The 17,886-nt window shown below is 59.5% G+C and carries 14 protein-coding genes; 7 read left to right on the top strand and 7 right to left on the bottom strand.

Features of this window, described 5'->3' with window-relative positions:
- Positions 1-41: 41 nt before the first annotated feature.
- Positions 42-1,145, top strand: a complete 1,104-nt coding sequence (locus AC2T6E_RS07585) for a RomA family MBL fold metallo-hydrolase (RefSeq protein ID WP_486691114.1) — start codon at positions 42-44, stop codon at positions 1,143-1,145.
- A gap of 32 nt (positions 1,146-1,177) precedes the next feature.
- A complete protein-coding gene (locus tag AC2T6E_RS07580; protein ID WP_010428317.1) occupies positions 1,178-1,519 on the top strand; it encodes a RamA family antibiotic efflux transcriptional regulator in 342 nt (113 codons plus the stop codon).
- Between the two features lie 107 nt (positions 1,520-1,626).
- On the opposite strand, the gene AC2T6E_RS07575 is transcribed toward AC2T6E_RS07580, so the two are convergent.
- Positions 1,627-3,771: a TonB-dependent siderophore receptor gene (locus AC2T6E_RS07575; RefSeq protein WP_486691112.1), complete on the bottom strand. Its 2,145-nt coding sequence runs from the start codon at positions 3,769-3,771 to the stop codon at positions 1,627-1,629.
- Between the two features lie 124 nt (positions 3,772-3,895).
- On the opposite strand from AC2T6E_RS07575, the gene AC2T6E_RS07570 reads away from it, so the two are divergent.
- Complete coding sequence (locus tag AC2T6E_RS07570; RefSeq protein ID WP_486691110.1) at positions 3,896-5,464, top strand: alpha/beta hydrolase-fold protein; 1,569 nt, start codon at positions 3,896-3,898, stop codon at positions 5,462-5,464.
- Here the strand turns inward: AC2T6E_RS07570 and AC2T6E_RS07565 are convergent.
- A complete protein-coding gene (locus tag AC2T6E_RS07565) occupies positions 5,450-5,698 on the bottom strand; it encodes a DUF1158 domain-containing protein (protein WP_486691108.1) in 249 nt (82 codons plus the stop codon). The two genes, AC2T6E_RS07570 and AC2T6E_RS07565, sit on opposite strands and share 15 nt — an antisense overlap.
- Positions 5,699-6,176: 478 nt before the next feature.
- On the opposite strand from AC2T6E_RS07565, the gene AC2T6E_RS07560 reads away from it, so the two are divergent.
- The 3 genes from AC2T6E_RS07560 (at position 6,177) to AC2T6E_RS07550 (ending at position 13,226) form a co-directional block, all read left to right on the top strand.
- A complete protein-coding gene (locus tag AC2T6E_RS07560) occupies positions 6,177-8,885 on the top strand; it encodes a cation-transporting P-type ATPase (protein ID WP_108415774.1) in 2,709 nt (902 codons plus the stop codon).
- A gap of 111 nt (positions 8,886-8,996) precedes the next feature.
- Positions 8,997-10,061, top strand: a complete 1,065-nt coding sequence (locus AC2T6E_RS07555; protein WP_182403789.1) for an efflux RND transporter periplasmic adaptor subunit — start codon at positions 8,997-8,999, stop codon at positions 10,059-10,061.
- Positions 10,062-10,070: 9 nt separating this feature from the next.
- Positions 10,071-13,226 carry an efflux RND transporter permease subunit gene (locus AC2T6E_RS07550; protein WP_486691106.1) on the top strand — a complete coding sequence of 1,052 codons (3,156 nt, stop codon included), beginning with the start codon at positions 10,071-10,073 and terminating at the stop codon, positions 13,224-13,226.
- Here the strand turns inward: AC2T6E_RS07550 and AC2T6E_RS07545 are convergent.
- Positions 13,156-14,277, bottom strand: a complete 1,122-nt coding sequence (locus AC2T6E_RS07545) for a YbdK family carboxylate-amine ligase (RefSeq protein ID WP_087822140.1) — start codon at positions 14,275-14,277, stop codon at positions 13,156-13,158. The genes AC2T6E_RS07550 and AC2T6E_RS07545 overlap by 71 nt on opposite strands.
- Positions 14,278-14,382: 105 nt before the next feature.
- Between AC2T6E_RS07545 and AC2T6E_RS07540 the strand changes: the two genes are divergently transcribed.
- Positions 14,383-15,273 (top strand): oxidoreductase, encoded by an 891-nt coding sequence (locus tag AC2T6E_RS07540; RefSeq protein WP_447854214.1) that lies wholly within the window; start codon positions 14,383-14,385, stop codon positions 15,271-15,273.
- A gap of 39 nt (positions 15,274-15,312) precedes the next feature.
- Here AC2T6E_RS07540 and AC2T6E_RS07535 read toward each other — a convergent pair whose 3' ends face one another.
- From AC2T6E_RS07535 to AC2T6E_RS07520, 4 genes are all read right to left on the bottom strand, one after another.
- Positions 15,313-15,747: a hypothetical protein gene (locus tag AC2T6E_RS07535; protein WP_260663001.1), complete on the bottom strand. Its 435-nt coding sequence runs from the start codon at positions 15,745-15,747 to the stop codon at positions 15,313-15,315.
- The gene (locus tag AC2T6E_RS07530; protein ID WP_014830982.1) at positions 15,744-16,100 is read right to left on the bottom strand and encodes a tlde1 domain-containing protein; all 357 of its coding nucleotides are present in this window, start codon (positions 16,098-16,100) and stop codon (positions 15,744-15,746) included. Before AC2T6E_RS07530 ends, AC2T6E_RS07535 begins: the two co-directional genes overlap by 4 nt.
- Positions 16,101-16,110: 10 nt before the next feature.
- A complete protein-coding gene (locus tag AC2T6E_RS07525) occupies positions 16,111-16,602 on the bottom strand; it encodes an Hcp family type VI secretion system effector (protein WP_108416081.1) in 492 nt (163 codons plus the stop codon).
- A gap of 456 nt (positions 16,603-17,058) precedes the next feature.
- A complete protein-coding gene (locus AC2T6E_RS07520; RefSeq protein ID WP_023334809.1) occupies positions 17,059-17,853 on the bottom strand; it encodes an AraC family transcriptional regulator in 795 nt (264 codons plus the stop codon).
- Positions 17,854-17,886: the final 33 nt, after the last annotated feature.

Raw genomic sequence — 17,886 nt, 5'->3', positions numbered from 1 at the left:
CCGCGTAAACCATCGGATGGGGCGCGTATTCGGGTCAGGAAATGAAAAAGCCTCTATTCATCTGCGTGGTGTTTGTCATGATTGTTGCTTCAGCTGCGAGTTTACCTTTTGTTCTGAACGCCGGATTCGGCCAGCCACCGCAGGGTGAGCAGCTCTCCGAAGTGGAAGCCTCCCCGCAGTATCGCGAGGGGAAATTCCACAATACGCTGCCGACGCCGGGTTATAACGGCGACAAAAACATGCTGGTCGCGACGTGGGAATTTCTGACCAAAAAAACCGAAAACGCACGACCGGCGCAGCCGCTGCCGCTGGTAAAAACCGATCTTGCGAGCCTGCCGCTGGAGCAGGACACCCTGGTGTGGCTCGGTCACTCCTCGTGGTACCTGCAGCTCGCGGGTAAACGCATTCTGATTGACCCGGTGCTCAGCAACTACGCCGCGCCATTCTCGTTCCTCAATAAGGCCTTTGCCGGTGAGTATCCGTGGCGCGCTGAAAGCATGCCGGAGATCGACCTGCTGATTATCTCGCACGATCACTACGATCATCTGGACTACGCCACCATCAGGGCGCTACTGCCAAAGGTGAAGCGCGTGGTGACGCCGCTGGGCGTGGGATCCCACCTGCGCTACTGGGGAATGAAGCCTGAGATTATTGACGAGCGCGACTGGAACCAGTCGGTGCACATCAGCGATGAATTGACGGTGCATGTTCTTCCAGCGCGTCACTTCTCCGGGCGCGGCATCAAGCGCGACCAGACCTTGTGGGGCAGCTTTATGTTCGTCACGCCAGAACAGAAGGTTTATTACAGCGGGGATTCCGGCTACGGCCCGCACTTTAAGGCCATCGGCGAACAGTTTGGCGAGGTGGATTTAGCCATTATGGAAAATGGCCAGTACGACCAGGACTGGAAGTACATCCACATGCTGCCGGATGAAACGGCGCAGGCCTCGGCGGATCTCAACGCCAAAGCGGTGGTGCCGGGGCACAACGGTCGCTTCGTGCTGGCGAAACACACGTGGAACGATCCGCTGATCCAGCTGGCGCGCGCCAGCAAGGACAAAAATTATCGGCTGCTGACGCCGGAACTGGGTGAGCCCGTGCGGGTGAGTGATACCACTCAGGCATTTCGCGAGTGGTGGGAATAATGTTTAAGCGAGAAGCAGAGGGGGACAGCGGTATGACCATTTCCGCTCAAGTCATCGACACTATCGTCGAATGGATCGACGACAATCTGCACCAGCCGTTACGTATCGAAGAGATCGCCCGCCACGCGGGATATTCGAAGTGGCACCTGCAGCGGCTGTTTATGCAGTACAAAGGGGAGAGCCTCGGGCGCTATATTCGCGAGCGCAAGCTGCTGCTGGCGGCGCGCGACCTGCGTGAATCCGACGCTCGCGTGTACGATATCTGCCTGCGTTACGGGTTTGACTCGCAGCAGACGTTTACCCGCATCTTCACCCGCACCTTCAACCAGCCGCCGGGTGCGTACCGTAAAGAGAACCATAGCCAGACACATTAACATGTCGCGTGTAGGCCGGGTAAGGCGTAGCCGCCACCCGGCTTTTTTGTGGGCCCGGTGCCCGTAAGTTGCCCGGTGGCGCTGCGCTTACCGGGCCTACAAATCACTTACCAGCGATAATTCACCGTCGCCGTCACCGTACGGCCAATCCCGTAGAAGCACGCCGTATCGCTTGCGCACGACGCAACATATTTCGTGTCCGCCACATTATTGACGTTGAATTGCACGCTCGCCCCTTTCAGGCTGTGGTTCAACTCGCCCAGATCGTAGCTCAGCATCGCGTCATACAGATCCACCGACGGCACCTTGAAGGTATTCTTCGCATCGCCGTAGCTGGTACCGATGTAGCGCATCCCCACGCCAGCGGTCAGGCTCTTCAGCGCGCCGCCCGGAACGGTATAGCTGGCAAACGCCGATGCCATATGCGCCGGAATACGCGCAGGCGTTTTGCCTTCTGTTCCCGCCACCGTCGTGCTTTTGGTTTTCGCATCGGTGTAGGTGTATGAGCCAATCAGGTTGATGTTGTCCATCAGCGTGGAGTGGATTTCCGCCTCAACACCTTTCGAACGCACTTTACCCGCGTTCTCGAACCAGCCTTCGGCGCTGTTGTAGGTCGCCACGTTGTCCTGGGTTAAATCGTACAGCGCGAGGGTCATCAGCGTACTGTCGACCGGCTGATACTTCAGGCCAATCTCGGTCTGCTCCCCGGTGGTTGGCTTGAAGGGGGCAACGCCCGGCGCGCGGTTGGTTTGCAGGTTCGGTTCAAACGAGGTGCTGTAGCTGACGTACGGCGACAGGCCAGAATCGAACGCGTACAGCAGGCCGGTTCGCCAGGTGAATTTGCTGTCGTTCTGCTGGGTTAAGCTGCCGTCGGTGAAGTCGTGAGTTCGCACTTCGCTCCAGTCGTAGCGCCCGGAGACCAGCCATTCCCAGCTGTTCCAGCTCATTTGATCCTGCAAATACAGCCCCATCTGGTCGAGATTTTGCTGCTCGTCGCTGGCGGTTTTGAAGGTGCTTTCATCCACGTTCACGCCGTACACCGGGTTCGTCCAGTCGAGGTCATACTGTGAACCGCTCCCGCGTTCCAGCAGCTGTTTATCTTTGCTGGTCTTGTAGTCGAACCCGCCGAGCAGGGTGTGGCTGACGCTGCCGGTCTCCAGCAGATACTCAAGCTGGTTATCCAGGCCAAATTCGTTGGTGGTGCGCTCTTCATGCTGCGCGCGTCGCGTCAATACCGTGCTGTTGGCCGCGCTGCTGGCGTAAACGAGGTAACGGTATTTTTGTTTGATGCTGGCGTAACGCGCGTTCTGGCGGAAGGTGAGGTCGTCGGCGAACTGATGTTCCAGCTCGTAGCCGATCGTCGTCTGCTCGCGCCAGGACTGGTTGTAAGTCGGATCGCTGACGTTAAAGTCGCGCGGGATGTATTTCCCGTCGACGCTTTTGACCGTGCCGTAGGCGGGCAGGAAGTTGCGGTAGCCCGCATCCGGATCCTTCTGGTAGCTGGTCAGCAGCGTAAAGCGGGTCTGATCGTTCGGGTACCAGGTGATAGCAGGCGCGATCGCCATCCGCGTCTCTTTATAATCATCCACCTGATTATGCTGGGTACGGGCGATACCGTTGACGCGATACAGCACGCGGCCGTCGTCGCTCAGCTTGCCGCCGAAATCAAACGCGCCTTCTGCCAGATCGTTATTGCCGGTGCGGAACTGCACGTTATGGATGGATTCCGCGGTCGGTCGTTTGCTGGTCATGCTGATTAACCCGCCAGGGTTGACCTGACCAAAAAGGACCGATGCCGGGCCACGCACCAGCTCCACGCGCTCCAGTAACCACGGGTCAATCGTACCCGTCTGGGACGAGGCTGTCGCGCCGAAGCTCAGGCCGTCGAGGAATTTCGGCACATAGCTGAAGCCGCGCACGAACACTTCGTCGTTACGGTTCGACGAGCCGCGGTACTCTGTAAACACGCCCGCCGAGTAGCGCAGCGCCTGCGAGACGGACGTCACGTCCTGCATGTTCATCTGATCGCGGGTGATCACCGATACCGACTGCGGCGTTTTCACGATCTCCGCGCGGGTCTTGGTCGCGGAGAGCGTTTGGGTTGCCACAATCCCTTTTACCGGGGCGGTGGGTTCTTCACTCACGCTCTGCGTCACCGTTATGGTTTCTTCTCTATTTTCAGCCTGAGCCGCCACGCTGACCGTCACCAGACTCAGCAGCCACAGTTGCATTATCTTATTATTCTTAAACATTTTTTTCTACTCATCCTTGGTTGCTATCGCCATAAAAACACCGTTAAAACGCGTTAGATGATATTGCAAATTATTACCATTTGCATTAGCGTTGATAACAAATTTCGTCAGGGAACAAGCGGTAATGAAGAGGGTATGGAGCGGATTATTACTCGGGATAGGTGTGCTGCCTGCGGTGGCGGCAACCTGCGAACACTCTTCCCGGCAGGGAGACGTTCAGGGGAAGTTTGATGCCAGCGGTGAAGTCTGTTTTATGCTGCCAGAGCTTGCTGAAAATTATGTCTCCGCCACGCTGCATGGCGTAACGGATGCCCGCCTGCTGGATGGGCAAAACCGCCGCATTCGTACGCTGGTTGAAAATGGGCCCGCCGATGGCGAACACACGCTGCTTTTTGCCCTGCCGGTAAAGCAGAGCACCTCGCTGGTCCTGCACGGCGAAGCGGGTAAACCCTGGCGTTTTCAGTGGCGGATGAAAGAGACATCTGCGCTACCGCGCGTACAGATGCTTGCACCTGAAAGCCCGACGCTTCAGGCGCTGGCAAAAGAGATTGCTGCCGGAGGGAGTACCGACGCGTTCTGGCAGACGCAGATTCGGCAGGGAACGCCGATGGTGGAGCCGGTAGACGCAGAACATAAGCGCGTCACCTTCCTGTGGCGCGGCGCGCGGGATAACGTCTTTATTCTCGGCTCACCGGCGGGGGATCACGACCCGCTGTTCCGCCTGGGCAACAGCGGCGTCTGGTTCCGCAGCTATGTGGTGCCCGCCGACACGGTGATGCAGTACAAGCTGGCGCCCGATGTGCCGATCGTCGAGGGGTCCTCACGCGATCAACGTCGCGCGATCCTGGTGAGCGCCCAGGCCGATCCGCTCAACCCGAATACCTTTGGTGAACAAAAGACGGATCGCTGGAACCGCTATTCGCTGCTCGATCTCAGCCCGGCACGCTATTGCTCCGTGCAGGCCACGGCCCAGCCGCTGGTCCACGGATCGTTAAGTCGCCAGAGCATCACCAGCAAAATCCTCGGTAATTCCCGCGAGGTGATGATCTATAAACCGCGCGGCGCACAGCCTGCACGCTGGACGCTCATCCTCTTCGACGGGCAGATTTATCAGGACGAGTACCATTTGGCTAACGTGCTGGATGGTCTGATCGCCCGCCATCATCTTCCGCCGATTAACGTGGTGTTTATCGACAGCCTCGATCACGCCCGACGCGGCAACGAACTGCCGCCGAACCCGGATTTCGCCGACTTTATGGCGCATGAACTGCTGCCGTGGCTGCGCGGGCAGGGTATCGCGATGCAGCGGCAGAAAACGGTGCTGGCGGGGTCGAGCTACGGGGGAATCGCGTCGTCATGGGTAGCGCTGCGCTATCCGCGCCTGTTTGGTAACGTGCTGAGTCTTTCAGGCTCATACTGGTGGGCACCGAAAGGGGAGGCTCCCGGCTGGCTGACGCGGCAATATCAGCAGTCGCCGCCGTATCCGGTGCGCTTCTGGCTGCAGGCCGGAAAGTTTGAAACCACGGGGCCGGGCGGGGGCATTTATCGCACTACGCAGGATTTCGAACAGGCGTTGAGGGAGAAAGGGTATCGCGTCAGCTTCCATCCCTCATCCAGCGGTCACGACTACGCGGCCTGGTGTGAAGCGCTGATCCACGGCATGCGTGACTTCACCGGCTTACGACGCCAGTGAAAACCAGTGGCGCCAGACGAAACGCAGGATAAAGAATTCGATGGCGCCGAGGGCCAAAAACCACAGGCAGAACAGAATGGTGTAGAGCTGGTTCAGATCGACCATATGGAAGGTCGCCATCAGCTTCTGCGCCAGCACCAGACCCAGCGACGGCGCGGGTAACAGCAGGCAAGAGATCAGGGCCAGCAATAAAATGCCCCCCGCCGTAAGCAGCGATTCTAACGGGTGTTTCATCGTAATGTTAATCGTCAGTTAAAAATGTCATTGTCCGGCATTCTGTAACGTAAAGCAATATCAGCCCCGCTGGCCTTTTTGAATAAAACAAAGACATTATTACTGCGAATAAATAACACTATACGACCCGGTGTTCATATTAATATCGCGTTATGTAAATAAATGTCCGTATCAGGAAAATAATTTTACAAATGTATAGGTGCTATAACCAATTAACGTGGCAATAACAATGGCTGCGACAATGTATAACGCCAGGCGTCGTCCGCGATAAATACCAAACATGGTTCCCCCTCGTTTAGCGTTGGTTTAGAAATATTTTGTAAAAATCAGGTCATCGAAATAGTTTTAATCAGTTTTGAATAACCGAGAAGTCATTATATTGCGGCAGATCAATTTTACCCGCAAGACTTAAAAATGAATTTATTTAGCCAGAAAGGAATTCAGGCTTCTGTTCACCGGATATTGAAGGAAAAATACGATGACCGAAAAAAAATTATCCCCAAACATGCCGCCTTCCGGCGGGCTGGCATACCAGCAGACCGCAGAGCAGGTGCTTACGCACCTGCAGAGCCAGGCCAGCGGTCTGGATCGTGCAGAGGCGCAGGCGCGTCTGCAAAAATCAGGTCCGAACGCGTTGCCGGAGAAAAAAGGTAAACCCGCCTGGCTGCGTTTTTTGGCCCATTTTAATGATGTGCTGATTTATGTCCTGCTGGCCGCCGCCGTATTAACGGCAGTAATGGGCCACTGGGTTGATACGCTGGTTATTCTGGGCGTCGCGGTAATCAATGCTTTAATTGGCCATATTCAGGAAAGCAACGCGGAAAAATCCCTGAAGAGTATTCGCAATATGCTCTCCAGCGAGGCACGCGTTATTCGTAACGGCAGCCACGAAACCATACCTACAACGGAAATAGTCCCGGGCGATATTATTGTATTACGCGCGGGGGATCGTATTCCGGCGGATATGCGTTTAATCGAAGCGCATAATTTACGCGTGGAAGAGGCGATTCTGACCGGTGAATCCACCGTGGTGGATAAGCACACGAATCCGCTGAGCGGCGAACTGCCGCTGGGCGACCGCACCAATATGGTCTTCTCCGGGACGACCGTAAGCGCGGGCGGCGGCGTCGGCCTGGTCACCGCGACCGGTAAGGATACCGAACTCGGCCACATCAACCAGATGATGGCGGGCATTGAAAAGCACCGCACGCCGCTGCTGGTGCAGATGGACAAGCTGGGTAAAGCGATCTTCGCCATTATCCTGGCGATGATGGCCGCGCTGTTTATCTTCAGCCTGGTGTTCCGCGAGATCCCGATGGGCGAGCTGCTGCTCTCCCTGATTAGCCTGGCGGTGGCCTCCGTGCCGGAAGGTCTGCCAGCGATTATCTCCATCATCCTCTCGCTGGGCGTGCAGGCGATGGCGCGCAAGCGGGCGATTATCCGCAAGCTGCCAACAGTTGAAACGCTCGGCGCGATGACCGTGGTTTGCTCGGATAAAACCGGCACCCTGACCATGAACGAGATGACGGTCAAAGCCATCATCACCGCCGACGCCTGCTATCGCGTGGACGGCAACAGCTACGAGCCGGTGGGCAACATCTACCTGGAAGGCAGCGACGAGCCGGTCCACATCCAGCCGGGCACCGTGCTGGAGCAGTACCTGCGCACCATCGACCTGTGTAACGACAGCCAGATGATTCAGGACGAGCGCGGCCTGTGGGGCATTACCGGTGGGCCGACCGAGGGCGCGCTGAAGGTGCTGGCGGCGAAGGCCAGCCTTGAGCCGGTCATGACCACGCTGGTTAACAAGATCCCGTTCGACTCGCAGTACAAGTACATGAGCACCCACTACCAGATTGGCGGTGAGGAGCAGATCCTGATCACCGGTGCGCCGGACGTGATTTTCGCCCTGTGCGCCGAGCAGCAGACCCGTAACGGTGCGGAAGCCTTCAACCGCGCGTACTGGGAAAGCGAGATGGAGCGCTATGCGCGTCAGGGGCTGCGCATGGTTGCCGCGGCGTTTAAACCGGCGAACGGCGAGCAGGAATTGACGCACGACGACCTGAGCCACGGTCTGATCTTCCTCGGCATCGCCGGGATGATGGATCCGCCGCGTCCAGAAGCGATTGCTGCGATTAACGCCTGCCAGCAGGCGGGGATCCGCGTGAAGATGATCACCGGGGATCACCCGCAGACGGCGATGAGCATCGGCCAGATGCTGGGGATCACCAACAGCGAGCAGGCGGTGACCGGCTACCAGCTGGAGAAAATGGACGACGCCGAGCTGGCGGACGCGGCGGTGAAGTATGACATCTTCGCCCGCACCAGCCCGGAGCATAAGCTGCGCCTGGTGAAAGCGCTGCAGGATAAAGGTGAAATCGTCGGCATGACCGGTGACGGCGTGAACGATGCACCGGCGCTGCGTCAGGCTGACGTGGGCATCGCGATGGGCATCAAGGGCACGGAAGTGACCAAAGAGGCGGCGGACATGGTCCTGACGGACGATAACTTCGCCACCATCGCCAGCGCGGTGAAAGAGGGGCGTCGCGTTTACGACAACCTGAAGAAGACGATTCTGTTCATCATGCCGACCAACCTCGCGCAGGGGCTGCTGATTGTGATTGCGCTGCTGGCGGGGAACATCATTCCGCTGACGCCGGTGCTGATTTTGTGGATGAACATGGCGACATCCGCCACGCTCTCCTTCGGCCTGGCCTTTGAAGCCGCCGAGCGCAACATCATGCGCCGTCCGCCGCGCCAGACCGGGCAGCACGTGATGGATGCCTACGCCGTCTGGCGCGTGGCCTTCGTCGGCACCATGATTGCCATCGCCGCCTTTGCGCTGGAAGCCTGGCTGGCCCCGCGCGGCCACAGCGCGGAGTTCATCCGCACCGTGCTGCTGCAGATGCTGGTCTGCGCCCAGTGGGTGTACATGATTAACTGCCGCAACACCGAAGGGTTCTCCCTGAACCGCGGCCTGCTGGCGAACAAAGGCATCTGGCTGGTAACGGGCGTGCTGTTCCTGCTCCAGGCGGCGATCATCTACCTGCCGTTTATGCAGATGCTGTTCGGCACCGAAGCGCTGCCGCTGCGCTACTGGTTTGTGACGCTGGCGGTGGCAGGCGTGATGTTCTTCGTCGTCGAAATCGAGAAGCGACTGACCCGCAGGTTCCGTAAGGCTGCATAACGAAAACCTTACCCCTCACCCTGCCCTCTCCCCAAAGGGGAGAGGGTGTTCAAGTACCCTCTCCCCTTTGGGGAGAGGGTTAGGGTGAGGGGAAAATACTGAGGTACTCCCATGAAACTCCCACTCCTGTTCGCGCTCCTCGCCTGCACCCTGCAACCCGCATTCGCTGCCGCCATTCCCGTCCGCGTCGCCGCCGTGGAGCAGACCGCCCACGCCGCCGAGCGTCAGATCCCAGGTCGTATCGAAGCTATCCACACCGTTGAGCTGCGCGCCCGCACGGAAGGCGTGATTACCAAAATCCACTTCCGCGACGGGCAGTACGTGAAAAAAGGCGACGTGCTGTTTGAGCTCGACGACGCCGAGCCGCGCGCCGCCCTGCGTCTTGCGCAGGCCGAAGTCAGAAGCGCCGAAGCCACGCTGCGTCAGGCGCAGCAGCAGCTTTCCCGCTTTGAAAGCCTGGGCAGCAGCAACGCCATCAGCCGTCACGACGTGGATAACGCCCGCATGCAGCGGGACGTGGCCAGCGCCGCGCTGGAGCAGGCGAAAGCCCGTCTCGACACCCGCAGCGTCACCCTGAACTACACCCGCATCGCCTCACCGATTGACGGACGCGTGGGGCACAGCAGCTTCCACGTCGGTAGTCTGGTCAATCCGGCGAGCGGCGTTTTGGTGGAGGTGGTCCAGCTCGATCCGATCCGCATCGCCTTTGCGCTGGAAGAGGGCGCGTTTGCGACCAAAGCCGGACAGCATGCGGATATCAGCGCCATGAAGCAGGCCTGGCAGGCGTTAATTGACAGCAATGGCCAGCGCGTCAGCGGTGAACTGACGTCCGTGGATAACCGCATCGACCCGCGCACCGCCAGCGTGATGTTACGCGCCGAGTTTGCCAACCCGCGCCATCAGCTCCTGCCCGGCGGCAACGTGAACGTGACCCTGCGCCCGGCAAGCGAGCAGCCGGTTCTGACCCTGCCCGCCGCCGCGGTACAGCAGAACGGCGACGGGTTCTTTGCCTGGGTGGTTAATGCCGACGGCAAAGCCGAAATGCGTCCGCTGAAGGTCGCCGGACAGATCGGCCAGCAGTTCCAGATTACCTCCGGCGTGAAGCCCGGTGAGCGAGCAATCACTGACGGCGCGCAGCGCGTGCAGCCCGGCGCTGCCGTCCAGATACTGAATTAAGGAGCCATCATGCTGACGTTTTTCATCAAACGCCCGCGCTTTGCGATGGTGATTGCGCTGGTCATCACCCTGCTCGGGGCCATCGCGCTGAGGATTATTCCGGTAGAGCAGTACCCGCAGATCACGCCGCCGGTCGTGAATGTGTCAGCGTCATGGCCCGGCGCCAGCTCGGCTGACGTGGCGGAGGCCATCGCCACGCCGCTGGAGACCCAGCTGAACGGCGTGGATCACATGCTTTACATGGAGTCCACCAGTTCGGACGAAGGCACCTACAGCCTGAACATCACCTTTGCGGCGGGTACCGATCCGGATCTTGCCGCCATCGACGTGCAGAACCGCGTGGCGCAGGCCGTGGCGCAGCTTCCCGCCGAGGCGCAGCAAAACGGCGTGCAGGTACGCAAGCGGGCCACCAACCTGATGATGGGGGTAAGTCTTTACTCACCGAATAACACCCACACGCCGCTGTTCGTCAGCAACTACGCCAGCACCCAGGTGCGCGAGGCGCTGTCTCGCCTGCCGGGCGTCGGGCAGGTGCAGATGTTCGGCGCGCGCGACTACAGCATGCGCATCTGGCTGCGTCCGGACCGCATGAACGCCCTGAACGTCACCACCGACGACGTGGCGCAGGCGCTGCGCGAGCAGAACGTGCAGGGCGCGGCAGGCCAGATCGGCACGCCGCCGGTGTTTAACGGCCAGCAGCAGACCCTGACCATCAACGGGCTGGGACGTTTAAACCAGGCCGACGACTTTGCCGACATCATCATCCGCGCCGGGGAGATGGGCCAGCTGGTGCGCCTGAAGGACGTCGCCACCATCGAGCTTGGCTCGCGCAGCTACAGCTCCGGCGCGCAGCTCAACGGGCACGACTCCGCCTACCTCGGCATCTATCCGACCCCATCCGCCAACGCCCTGCGCGTGGCCGACGCGGTGCGCGCGGAGCTGGAACGCCTCTCGACGCGCTTCCCGGACGACCTGGTCTATGAAGTGAAATTCGACACCACCTCCTTTGTTGCCGCCACCATTAAAGAGATCGGCGTCTCGCTGGCGCTCACCATGCTGGCGGTGGTTATTGTCGTTTCCCTGTTTCTGCAAAGCTGGCGCGCAACGCTGATTGTCGCGCTCGCCATTCCGGTGTCGCTGGTGGGCACCTTTGCGGTGCTCTATACGCTCGGCTACTCCGCCAACACGCTCAGCCTGTTCGCCATTATTCTGGCGCTGACCATGGTGGTGGATGACGCCATCGTGGTGGTGGAGAGCGTCGAAACGCTGATGGCGGAAGGGCAGAGCCGCACGGCGGCGACCGCGCTGGCGCTGCGCCAGATTGCCGGGCCGGTCATCGCAACAACGCTGGTGCTGCTGGCGGTGTTTGTGCCGGTGGCGCTCCTGCCGGGGATTGTCGGCGAGCTGTACCGCCAGTTCGCGGTGACGCTCTCGACTGCCGTGACGCTCTCAAGCCTCGTGGCGCTGACCCTGACGCCCGCCCTGTGCGCGCTGCTGCTGCGCCCGCGACCAGAGAATCCTGCGGCACTCTATCGCGCCTTTAACCGCGGGCTGGACGCCACGCGCGGTTTCTACACCCGCATCGTGAACGTTTTAAACCTGCGCCCGTGGCTGGCGTTGCTGGCCACCGCGGGCGCGGCGGCCGTGGTGGCGTTCAGCTTTATATCGATGCCAAAGGGCTTCCTGCCGCAGGAAGATCAGGGCTACTTCTTCGCCAGCGTCCAGCTGCCGGAAGCGGCCTCGCTGGAGCGTACCGAAGCGGTGATGACCACCGCGCGCGAGCTGATCGCCAAAAATCCGGCGGTGGAGGACGTGATTCAGGTCTCCGGGTTTAACATCCTCAACGGCACCAGCGCCTCCAACGGCGGGTTTATCTCCATCATGCTGAAGGACTGGAGCGAGCGTCCGCCGCTGGATGAGGTGATGGGCACCCTGCAGCGCCAGCTGCTGGCCCTGCCGGAAGCGACCATCATGACCTTCGCGCCGCCAACGCTGCCGGGGCTGGGCAACGCCTCCGGCTTTGACCTGCGCATTCAGGCGCAGGCGGGGCAGAGCCCGGCGGAGCTGGAGCGCGTGACGCGTGAGGTGCTGGCGAAAGCCAACCAGCACCCGCAGCTGAACCGCGTGTTCACCACCTGGAGCAGCAACGTGCCGCAGCTGACGCTGACCGTTGACCGCGAGCGCGCCGCCCGTCTCGACGTGCCGGTGTCGCGCATCTTCAGCAGCCTGCAAACCGCCTTTGGCGGCACGCGCGCCGGGGATTTCAGCGTCAACAACCGCGTCTACCACGTGGTGATGCAAAACGAGATGCAGTGGCGCGAGCGCGCGGAGCAAATCAGCGAGCTGTTCGTGCGCAGCAACAGCGGCGAGCGGGTGCGCCTGAGCAACCTGGTCACCATTACGCCGAGCGTCGGCGCGCCGTTCCTGCAGCAGTACAACCAGTTCCCGTCGGTGTCGGTGAGCGGCTCCGCGGCGGAAGGGGTGAGCAGCAGCACCGCGATGGCGGCGATGGGCGAGATTCTGGCGGAAAACCTGCCAGCCGGGTACGACTATGCCTGGAGCGGCATGTCGTATCAGGAGCAGCAGACCGGCAACCAGGCGATGTGGATCGTGCTGGCGGCGGTGGTCATGGCGTGGCTATTCCTCGTCGCCCAGTACGAGAGCTGGACGCTCCCGGCGAGCGTGATGCTCTCGGTGCTGTTCGCCATCGGCGGGGCGCTGGTCTGGCTGTGGCTGGCGGGCTATGCCAACGACGTGTACGTGCAGATCGGTCTGGTGCTATTGATAGCCCTTGCCGCCAAGAACGCGATCCTGATAGTGGAGTTTGCCCGCGCGCGGCGCATGGAGGGGATGGCGATTGTCGATGCCGCGCGCGAAGGGGCCTCGCGCCGCTTCCGCGCGGTGATGATGACCGCCGTGTCGTTCATTATCGGCGTATTGCCCATGATGCTGGCGACCGGGGCGGGAGCCCAGAGCCGCCGCATCATCGGCACCACGGTGTTCAGCGGTATGCTGGTGGCGACCGTGGTGGGGATTGTGTTTATCCCCGCGCTATTCGTGCTGTTCCAGCGCCTGCGCGAGTGGGGTCACGGCCTTACGGACTCGTCGCCCACAGCTCGCAGTGCTTCTGAACCAGAGAAATCAGCGAGCCACCGTCGGCGATAAACTCCCGCATGCGCTGCGCCTCGCTCTTGCCCTGCTTTAACAGCAGGGCGATTTCATTGATTGCGCTCGTCGCGCCGAGCTTCTCGGCCGACGGCGCAACCTGCTCAAGGAGCCAGGCGATATCTTCCGCCACGGTTTTGTGCTCGCCGGTGTGCACGTCCGTCAGGATCCCCTCCAGCCCATAACGACACGCCTGAAAACGGTTAAAGCGATACAGCAGGAAATCCTTCTCCTGATGCTTATAGGGCCGTGTGGTCAGCAGCCAATGCGACGTCGCCTGAATCAGTCCGGCGATGTTAATCGCGTGGCCGAGCGTCAGCGGCGTATCCATCACCCGTACCTCCACGGTACCGAAGTGCGGGCTGGGGCGGATGTCCCAGTGCAGATCTTTAATGCTGTCGATCATGCTGGTCGAACTCAGGCGGCGGAACAGCCCCTCGAACTCCTGCCAGCTGTTGACCCACGGCATCTGGCCGTTATCCGGGAATCCTGAAAAAATGTTAAGCCGCGACGAGGAGAACTTCGTGTCCGTGCCCTGCATGTACGGCGAGGCCGCCGCCAGGGCGATAAAGTGCGGGACAAAGCGCGACAGGCCGTGCAGCAGGTAGATGGCGTCATCCCCGGTCCGACAGCCGACGTGCACGTGCTGGCCGAACACCGTTGCCTGCAAAATCAGGTAGCCGAAGCGCTCCAGCGTAACGTTATAGCGCTCGTCGTCGCACACCTCCTGACGCTGCCACTTCTGGAACGGATGCGTCCCGCCGCCGCAAATCTGGATATGCTGCTCCGCCGCCGCGCGCAGAATGCTCTGCTGCATCACCGAGAACTGCGCGGCCGCCTGGTCGATGTTCTGGCACACGCCGGTGGCGATTTCGAGCATGCTTTCGGTGATGTCGTGTTTGACTTCGCCGCCTTTGATATCGTCTTTGACGGCGGCGATGAGCGCGGAAGAGTCCTGGCTCAGGTCGTAGCCCGGCGGGTTAACCACCTGCAGTTCGAGCTCGATGCCGAGGGTGAAAGGTTCAGAGGACTTAAAATCGGGTAAAGGCATGGCGCACTCCGTTGTCTGTTGTGTGTTGAGTATAGACAACGGCGTGGCGCTCACTTTACAGGGTGGTATAACTGTTAGCAGGCTTAGCGAAAAGGGGAGTTAACCATGTCTGACCATCCTGTGATTGCGCTGATAGGTCCCGGTGCGATTGGGACCACCATTGCCGCGGTGCTGCACGACGCGGGCCGCACGCCGCTGCTGTGCGGACGCACCGCGCATCCTGAACTGCGTTTGCGCTACGACGAGGGTGAAACCGTGGTGCCCGGCCCGGTATTAACCGATCCGTCCGTCATCACGCGCCCCGCCGATCTCGTTTTTGTGGCGGTAAAAACGACGCAAAATGCCGACAGCGCCGGGTGGCTGCGGGCTTTGTGCGATGAACACACGGTGGTCTGCGCCCTGCAAAACGGCGTGGAGCAGAAAGCCCAGCTGGAGCCGTGGATCAACGGCGCGACGGTGCTGCCGTCGGTGGTCTGGTTCCCGGCGCAGCGCGAGCCGGACGCCTCCGTTTGGCTGCGGGCGAAGCCGCGCCTGACGCTGCCGGACGTGCTGCAGGCGCAGCGGGTGGTGGAGGCGCTTCACGATACGCGCTGCGCGGTTGAGCTCTCGGCAGATTTCGCCACTGTCGCCTGGCGCAAGCTGCTGCAAAACGCGGTCGCCGGGCTGATGGTGCTCGCCAACCGCCGCGCCGGGATGTTCAGGCGCGAGGATATCAGCGAGCTTGCGCTGGCCTACCTGCGCGAGGGGCTGGCCGTTGCCCGCGCCGAGGGGGCGAAGCTGGACGATGCGGTGGCGCAGGAGATCCTGGCGAACTTCCAGCGTGCGCCCGAGGACCTGGGCACGTCGATCCTTGCCGACCGTCAGGCCGATCGCCCGATGGAGTGGGATATCCGCAACGGCGTGATCCAGCGCTACGGCCGCAAACACGGTATTGCGGTGCCCATCAGCGACGTGGTGGTGCCGCTGATGGCGGCGGGGAGCGAGGGACCGGGGTGAGATACGGTAAAGACCCGGCCATTGTGCGCCGGGTGACTCTTACTTAGCCTGACGGGCTTTCTCTGCTTTCAACTCTTCCATGGTGGCCTCCAGAATCCAGAGGCATTGAGCACCGTCTACGGTTTCCAGCAGCGCCCTGCGGGTACGCTGATAAAACGCGTCGATTTCGGCGGGTGATTTCTCTAAAGGCGGAGTACAGACAATATCGCTGCCTACCATGTGCGGCCATTTTCCGGCGTCAATGGAGCGGAGCGCTTTCAGCGTGGCGTCCGTGTTTGTTGTGAGCGCAGCGGCCAGGGCATCCTCTAGCCGCTGCGCCTGATTCCCATCAGCCACGGCAGCCAGCGCTGGGGCTTGCTCAATCCAGTGTGCATCACCCGAGGCGATTCCCTTAAGTGCAGAAGACCAGTCAGTTACGCCAGCGAATGCCGGGGCTATAAAAGCAGATAGCAGCAGTACGATCGGGTATTTCATCGTACAACCTCAAGCTCGCCGCCGTCGCGGAGGATCTTACGCCTCGTTGACGGTGAGAGAATGATGCATCCCTCAGATGCAAAACCGGCGGGACCATACTTGTGGTCACCATGAATGCGAAATTCTGAGCGACCAAAACTTTCTCCCGAGGTTTGCTCAAGAATGATGGTTATCGGTCCTTTAGAATTCGAATGACCCGCGATTTTATACGTCCCGCGAGGCAGTGGCCCCAGTCCTTTCACATGCTGACGGTCCGGGTTGTTTTTATTTGTCAGAGCACCGGAATACCCGGTCTCAATTAATTTACCGTCTTTATACATCTTGCCGGTCGACTGCTCATACTTCCATCCCATAACGTTCTCCTTATGCCGTCTTGCGGTCGTTCCAGCTATCTGAATGTATGATGTTACCGTCGACATAGCGCCAGGTAATTTTTTCATAGAGCAGCTCTACCAGCTCAAGATGGTTATGTTTCTCATAGTCAGGATCTTTGACGTCAAGCATCATTGGACAGACGCTGACGATCGTCACGCCTTCCATAAGGGTGGAAAAATACTCAACTTCCTGACCGGCATCGTTGATACGGTAAAACTTTACCTCTGCGGATTTTAGCTTCTGACCTGTGCTGACAGCCTTGTACAAATAGGGGCTGGAGGCGTCTATCTCTTTATCGAAAGAATAGGGAGAATGGACGCGTAGACTGGTTGCCTTGCCGTTATGCTTGTCGGTTGGTTGCGCCACGCCGTGATTCAGTCCGATTATCTCGATACTTCCTTCACGACCATATATATCGACAGAGCCTTTTATATCGGCACCGCCATCATCTTTAAGCCATAAATAAGCGGGAATAGCCATTTGTATAAACTCCATTTAAGGAAATCCTGAAAAATCCTTTTGGTTTAGTTGGTTATGTAACTATTGCAACGCTAGCGTTTTCAAAGTGGCCCGTCAATTTTTGTACGGTATGGATATAAAACGATCTGCGGTTTCGTTGATGAAAATTAAGAAATGATGGGATCTTACAGTTTGGATCTGGATAAAGGGTTAATGATTAATATCGTGGTTTAACTTAAAATTTGATTAAGTGAATAAATGATTGCAAGTGTAATAAATAGTGGATCTGTTATTAGCGCTACATGAATTTGACGATTTATGAGTTAATTAATAGCTCCTGATAGCTCGTCAGAATACCCGCCAGCAAGTAGCGACAGGTTTGAAAAGGGTTAAAGCGGGAGAGCAGAAATCCTTTTCCTGCGTTTAAATGCCGCAATATGCGCGAAGGAATCCTGGCTCAGATCGTACCCCGCCGGGCTAACGGCCGCTGTTTTTCCGTTCGGCAAAGTAGTGGGCGGGCGTGCTGCCCATCGCTTTTCTGAACATGGTGATAAACGCATTCACCGATTCGTACCCGAGCGTTGTCGCCACGTTCTGGACGGGCACGCCGCTTGCCAGCTCCCGCAGGGCAATAATCAAATGCAGCTGCTGGCGCCATCGCCCGAAGCTCAGTCCGGTTTCGCGCTGCATCAGGCGGGCAAACGAGCGCTCGCTGAGGGCCAGCCGCTTCGCCCACGCCTTCAGGGTGCTTCTGTCCTCCGGGCGGCTGACCAGCGCGTCGGCCATGGCGCGAATTTTCGGGTCGGCTGAGACCGGCAGGCTCAGCTTCTGCTGCGGCATGCTGGCGAGCTCGTCCAGCGTCACCCGGGTCAGCCTGGCGACGTGGCCGTCGGGGGGATAATCAACGCCTTCATGCGTCAGACGATCGACCAGCTCCTTAATTAACGGCGAGATCGCCAGCGTGCAACACTTCTCCGGCAGCGCCGCCGCGCCGGGCTCAATAAACAGATAGTTCAGGTGCGCGTTCCATGTCGCTTTCGCGCTGTGCGGGATCCCGCCCGGGATCCAGACGGCGCAGTCCGGCGGCACGATCCAGATATCGTTTTCCGCATAACAGCTGACCGCGCCGTAGCGGGCAATAATCAGCTGCCCCTTGCGGTGGGTGTGTACCGGCACTTCCGCGGCGTAGTCCACGAAGTCCAGATGACGCGCCACGGCAGGAGAGGCGCTAGAGTCAGGATCATACAGCGTATGAGCGAGTTGAGGTTTCACGATTCTGGCAACTTTTAGGTATTTTTTGACAGA

It is taken from the genome of Enterobacter sp. B79-1 (assembly GCF_057444735.1).
The sequence above is the reverse complement of the archived record's forward strand: the minus strand, read 5'-3'. Positions and strand labels throughout refer to the sequence as shown.

What these genes read in the sequence shown, in the direction of transcription:
- AC2T6E_RS07585 (WP_486691114.1), top strand. Translation starts at nt 42, where the DNA reads ATGAAAAAGCCTCTATTCATCTGCGTGGTGTTTGTCATGATTGTTGCT.
- AC2T6E_RS07580 (WP_010428317.1), top strand. Translation starts at nt 1,178, where the DNA reads ATGACCATTTCCGCTCAAGTCATCGACACTATCGTCGAATGGATCGAC.
- AC2T6E_RS07575 (WP_486691112.1), bottom strand. Translation starts at nt 3,771, where the DNA reads ATGTTTAAGAATAATAAGATAATGCAACTGTGGCTGCTGAGTCTGGTG.
- AC2T6E_RS07570 (WP_486691110.1), top strand. Translation starts at nt 3,896, where the DNA reads ATGAAGAGGGTATGGAGCGGATTATTACTCGGGATAGGTGTGCTGCCT.
- AC2T6E_RS07565 (WP_486691108.1), bottom strand. Translation starts at nt 5,698, where the DNA reads ATGAAACACCCGTTAGAATCGCTGCTTACGGCGGGGGGCATTTTATTG.
- AC2T6E_RS07560 (WP_108415774.1), top strand. Translation starts at nt 6,177, where the DNA reads ATGACCGAAAAAAAATTATCCCCAAACATGCCGCCTTCCGGCGGGCTG.
- AC2T6E_RS07555 (WP_182403789.1), top strand. Translation starts at nt 8,997, where the DNA reads ATGAAACTCCCACTCCTGTTCGCGCTCCTCGCCTGCACCCTGCAACCC.
- AC2T6E_RS07550 (WP_486691106.1), top strand. Translation starts at nt 10,071, where the DNA reads ATGCTGACGTTTTTCATCAAACGCCCGCGCTTTGCGATGGTGATTGCG.
- AC2T6E_RS07545 (WP_087822140.1), bottom strand. Translation starts at nt 14,277, where the DNA reads ATGCCTTTACCCGATTTTAAGTCCTCTGAACCTTTCACCCTCGGCATC.
- AC2T6E_RS07540 (WP_447854214.1), top strand. Translation starts at nt 14,383, where the DNA reads ATGTCTGACCATCCTGTGATTGCGCTGATAGGTCCCGGTGCGATTGGG.
- AC2T6E_RS07535 (WP_260663001.1), bottom strand. Translation starts at nt 15,747, where the DNA reads ATGAAATACCCGATCGTACTGCTGCTATCTGCTTTTATAGCCCCGGCA.
- AC2T6E_RS07530 (WP_014830982.1), bottom strand. Translation starts at nt 16,100, where the DNA reads ATGGGATGGAAGTATGAGCAGTCGACCGGCAAGATGTATAAAGACGGT.
- AC2T6E_RS07525 (WP_108416081.1), bottom strand. Translation starts at nt 16,602, where the DNA reads ATGGCTATTCCCGCTTATTTATGGCTTAAAGATGATGGCGGTGCCGAT.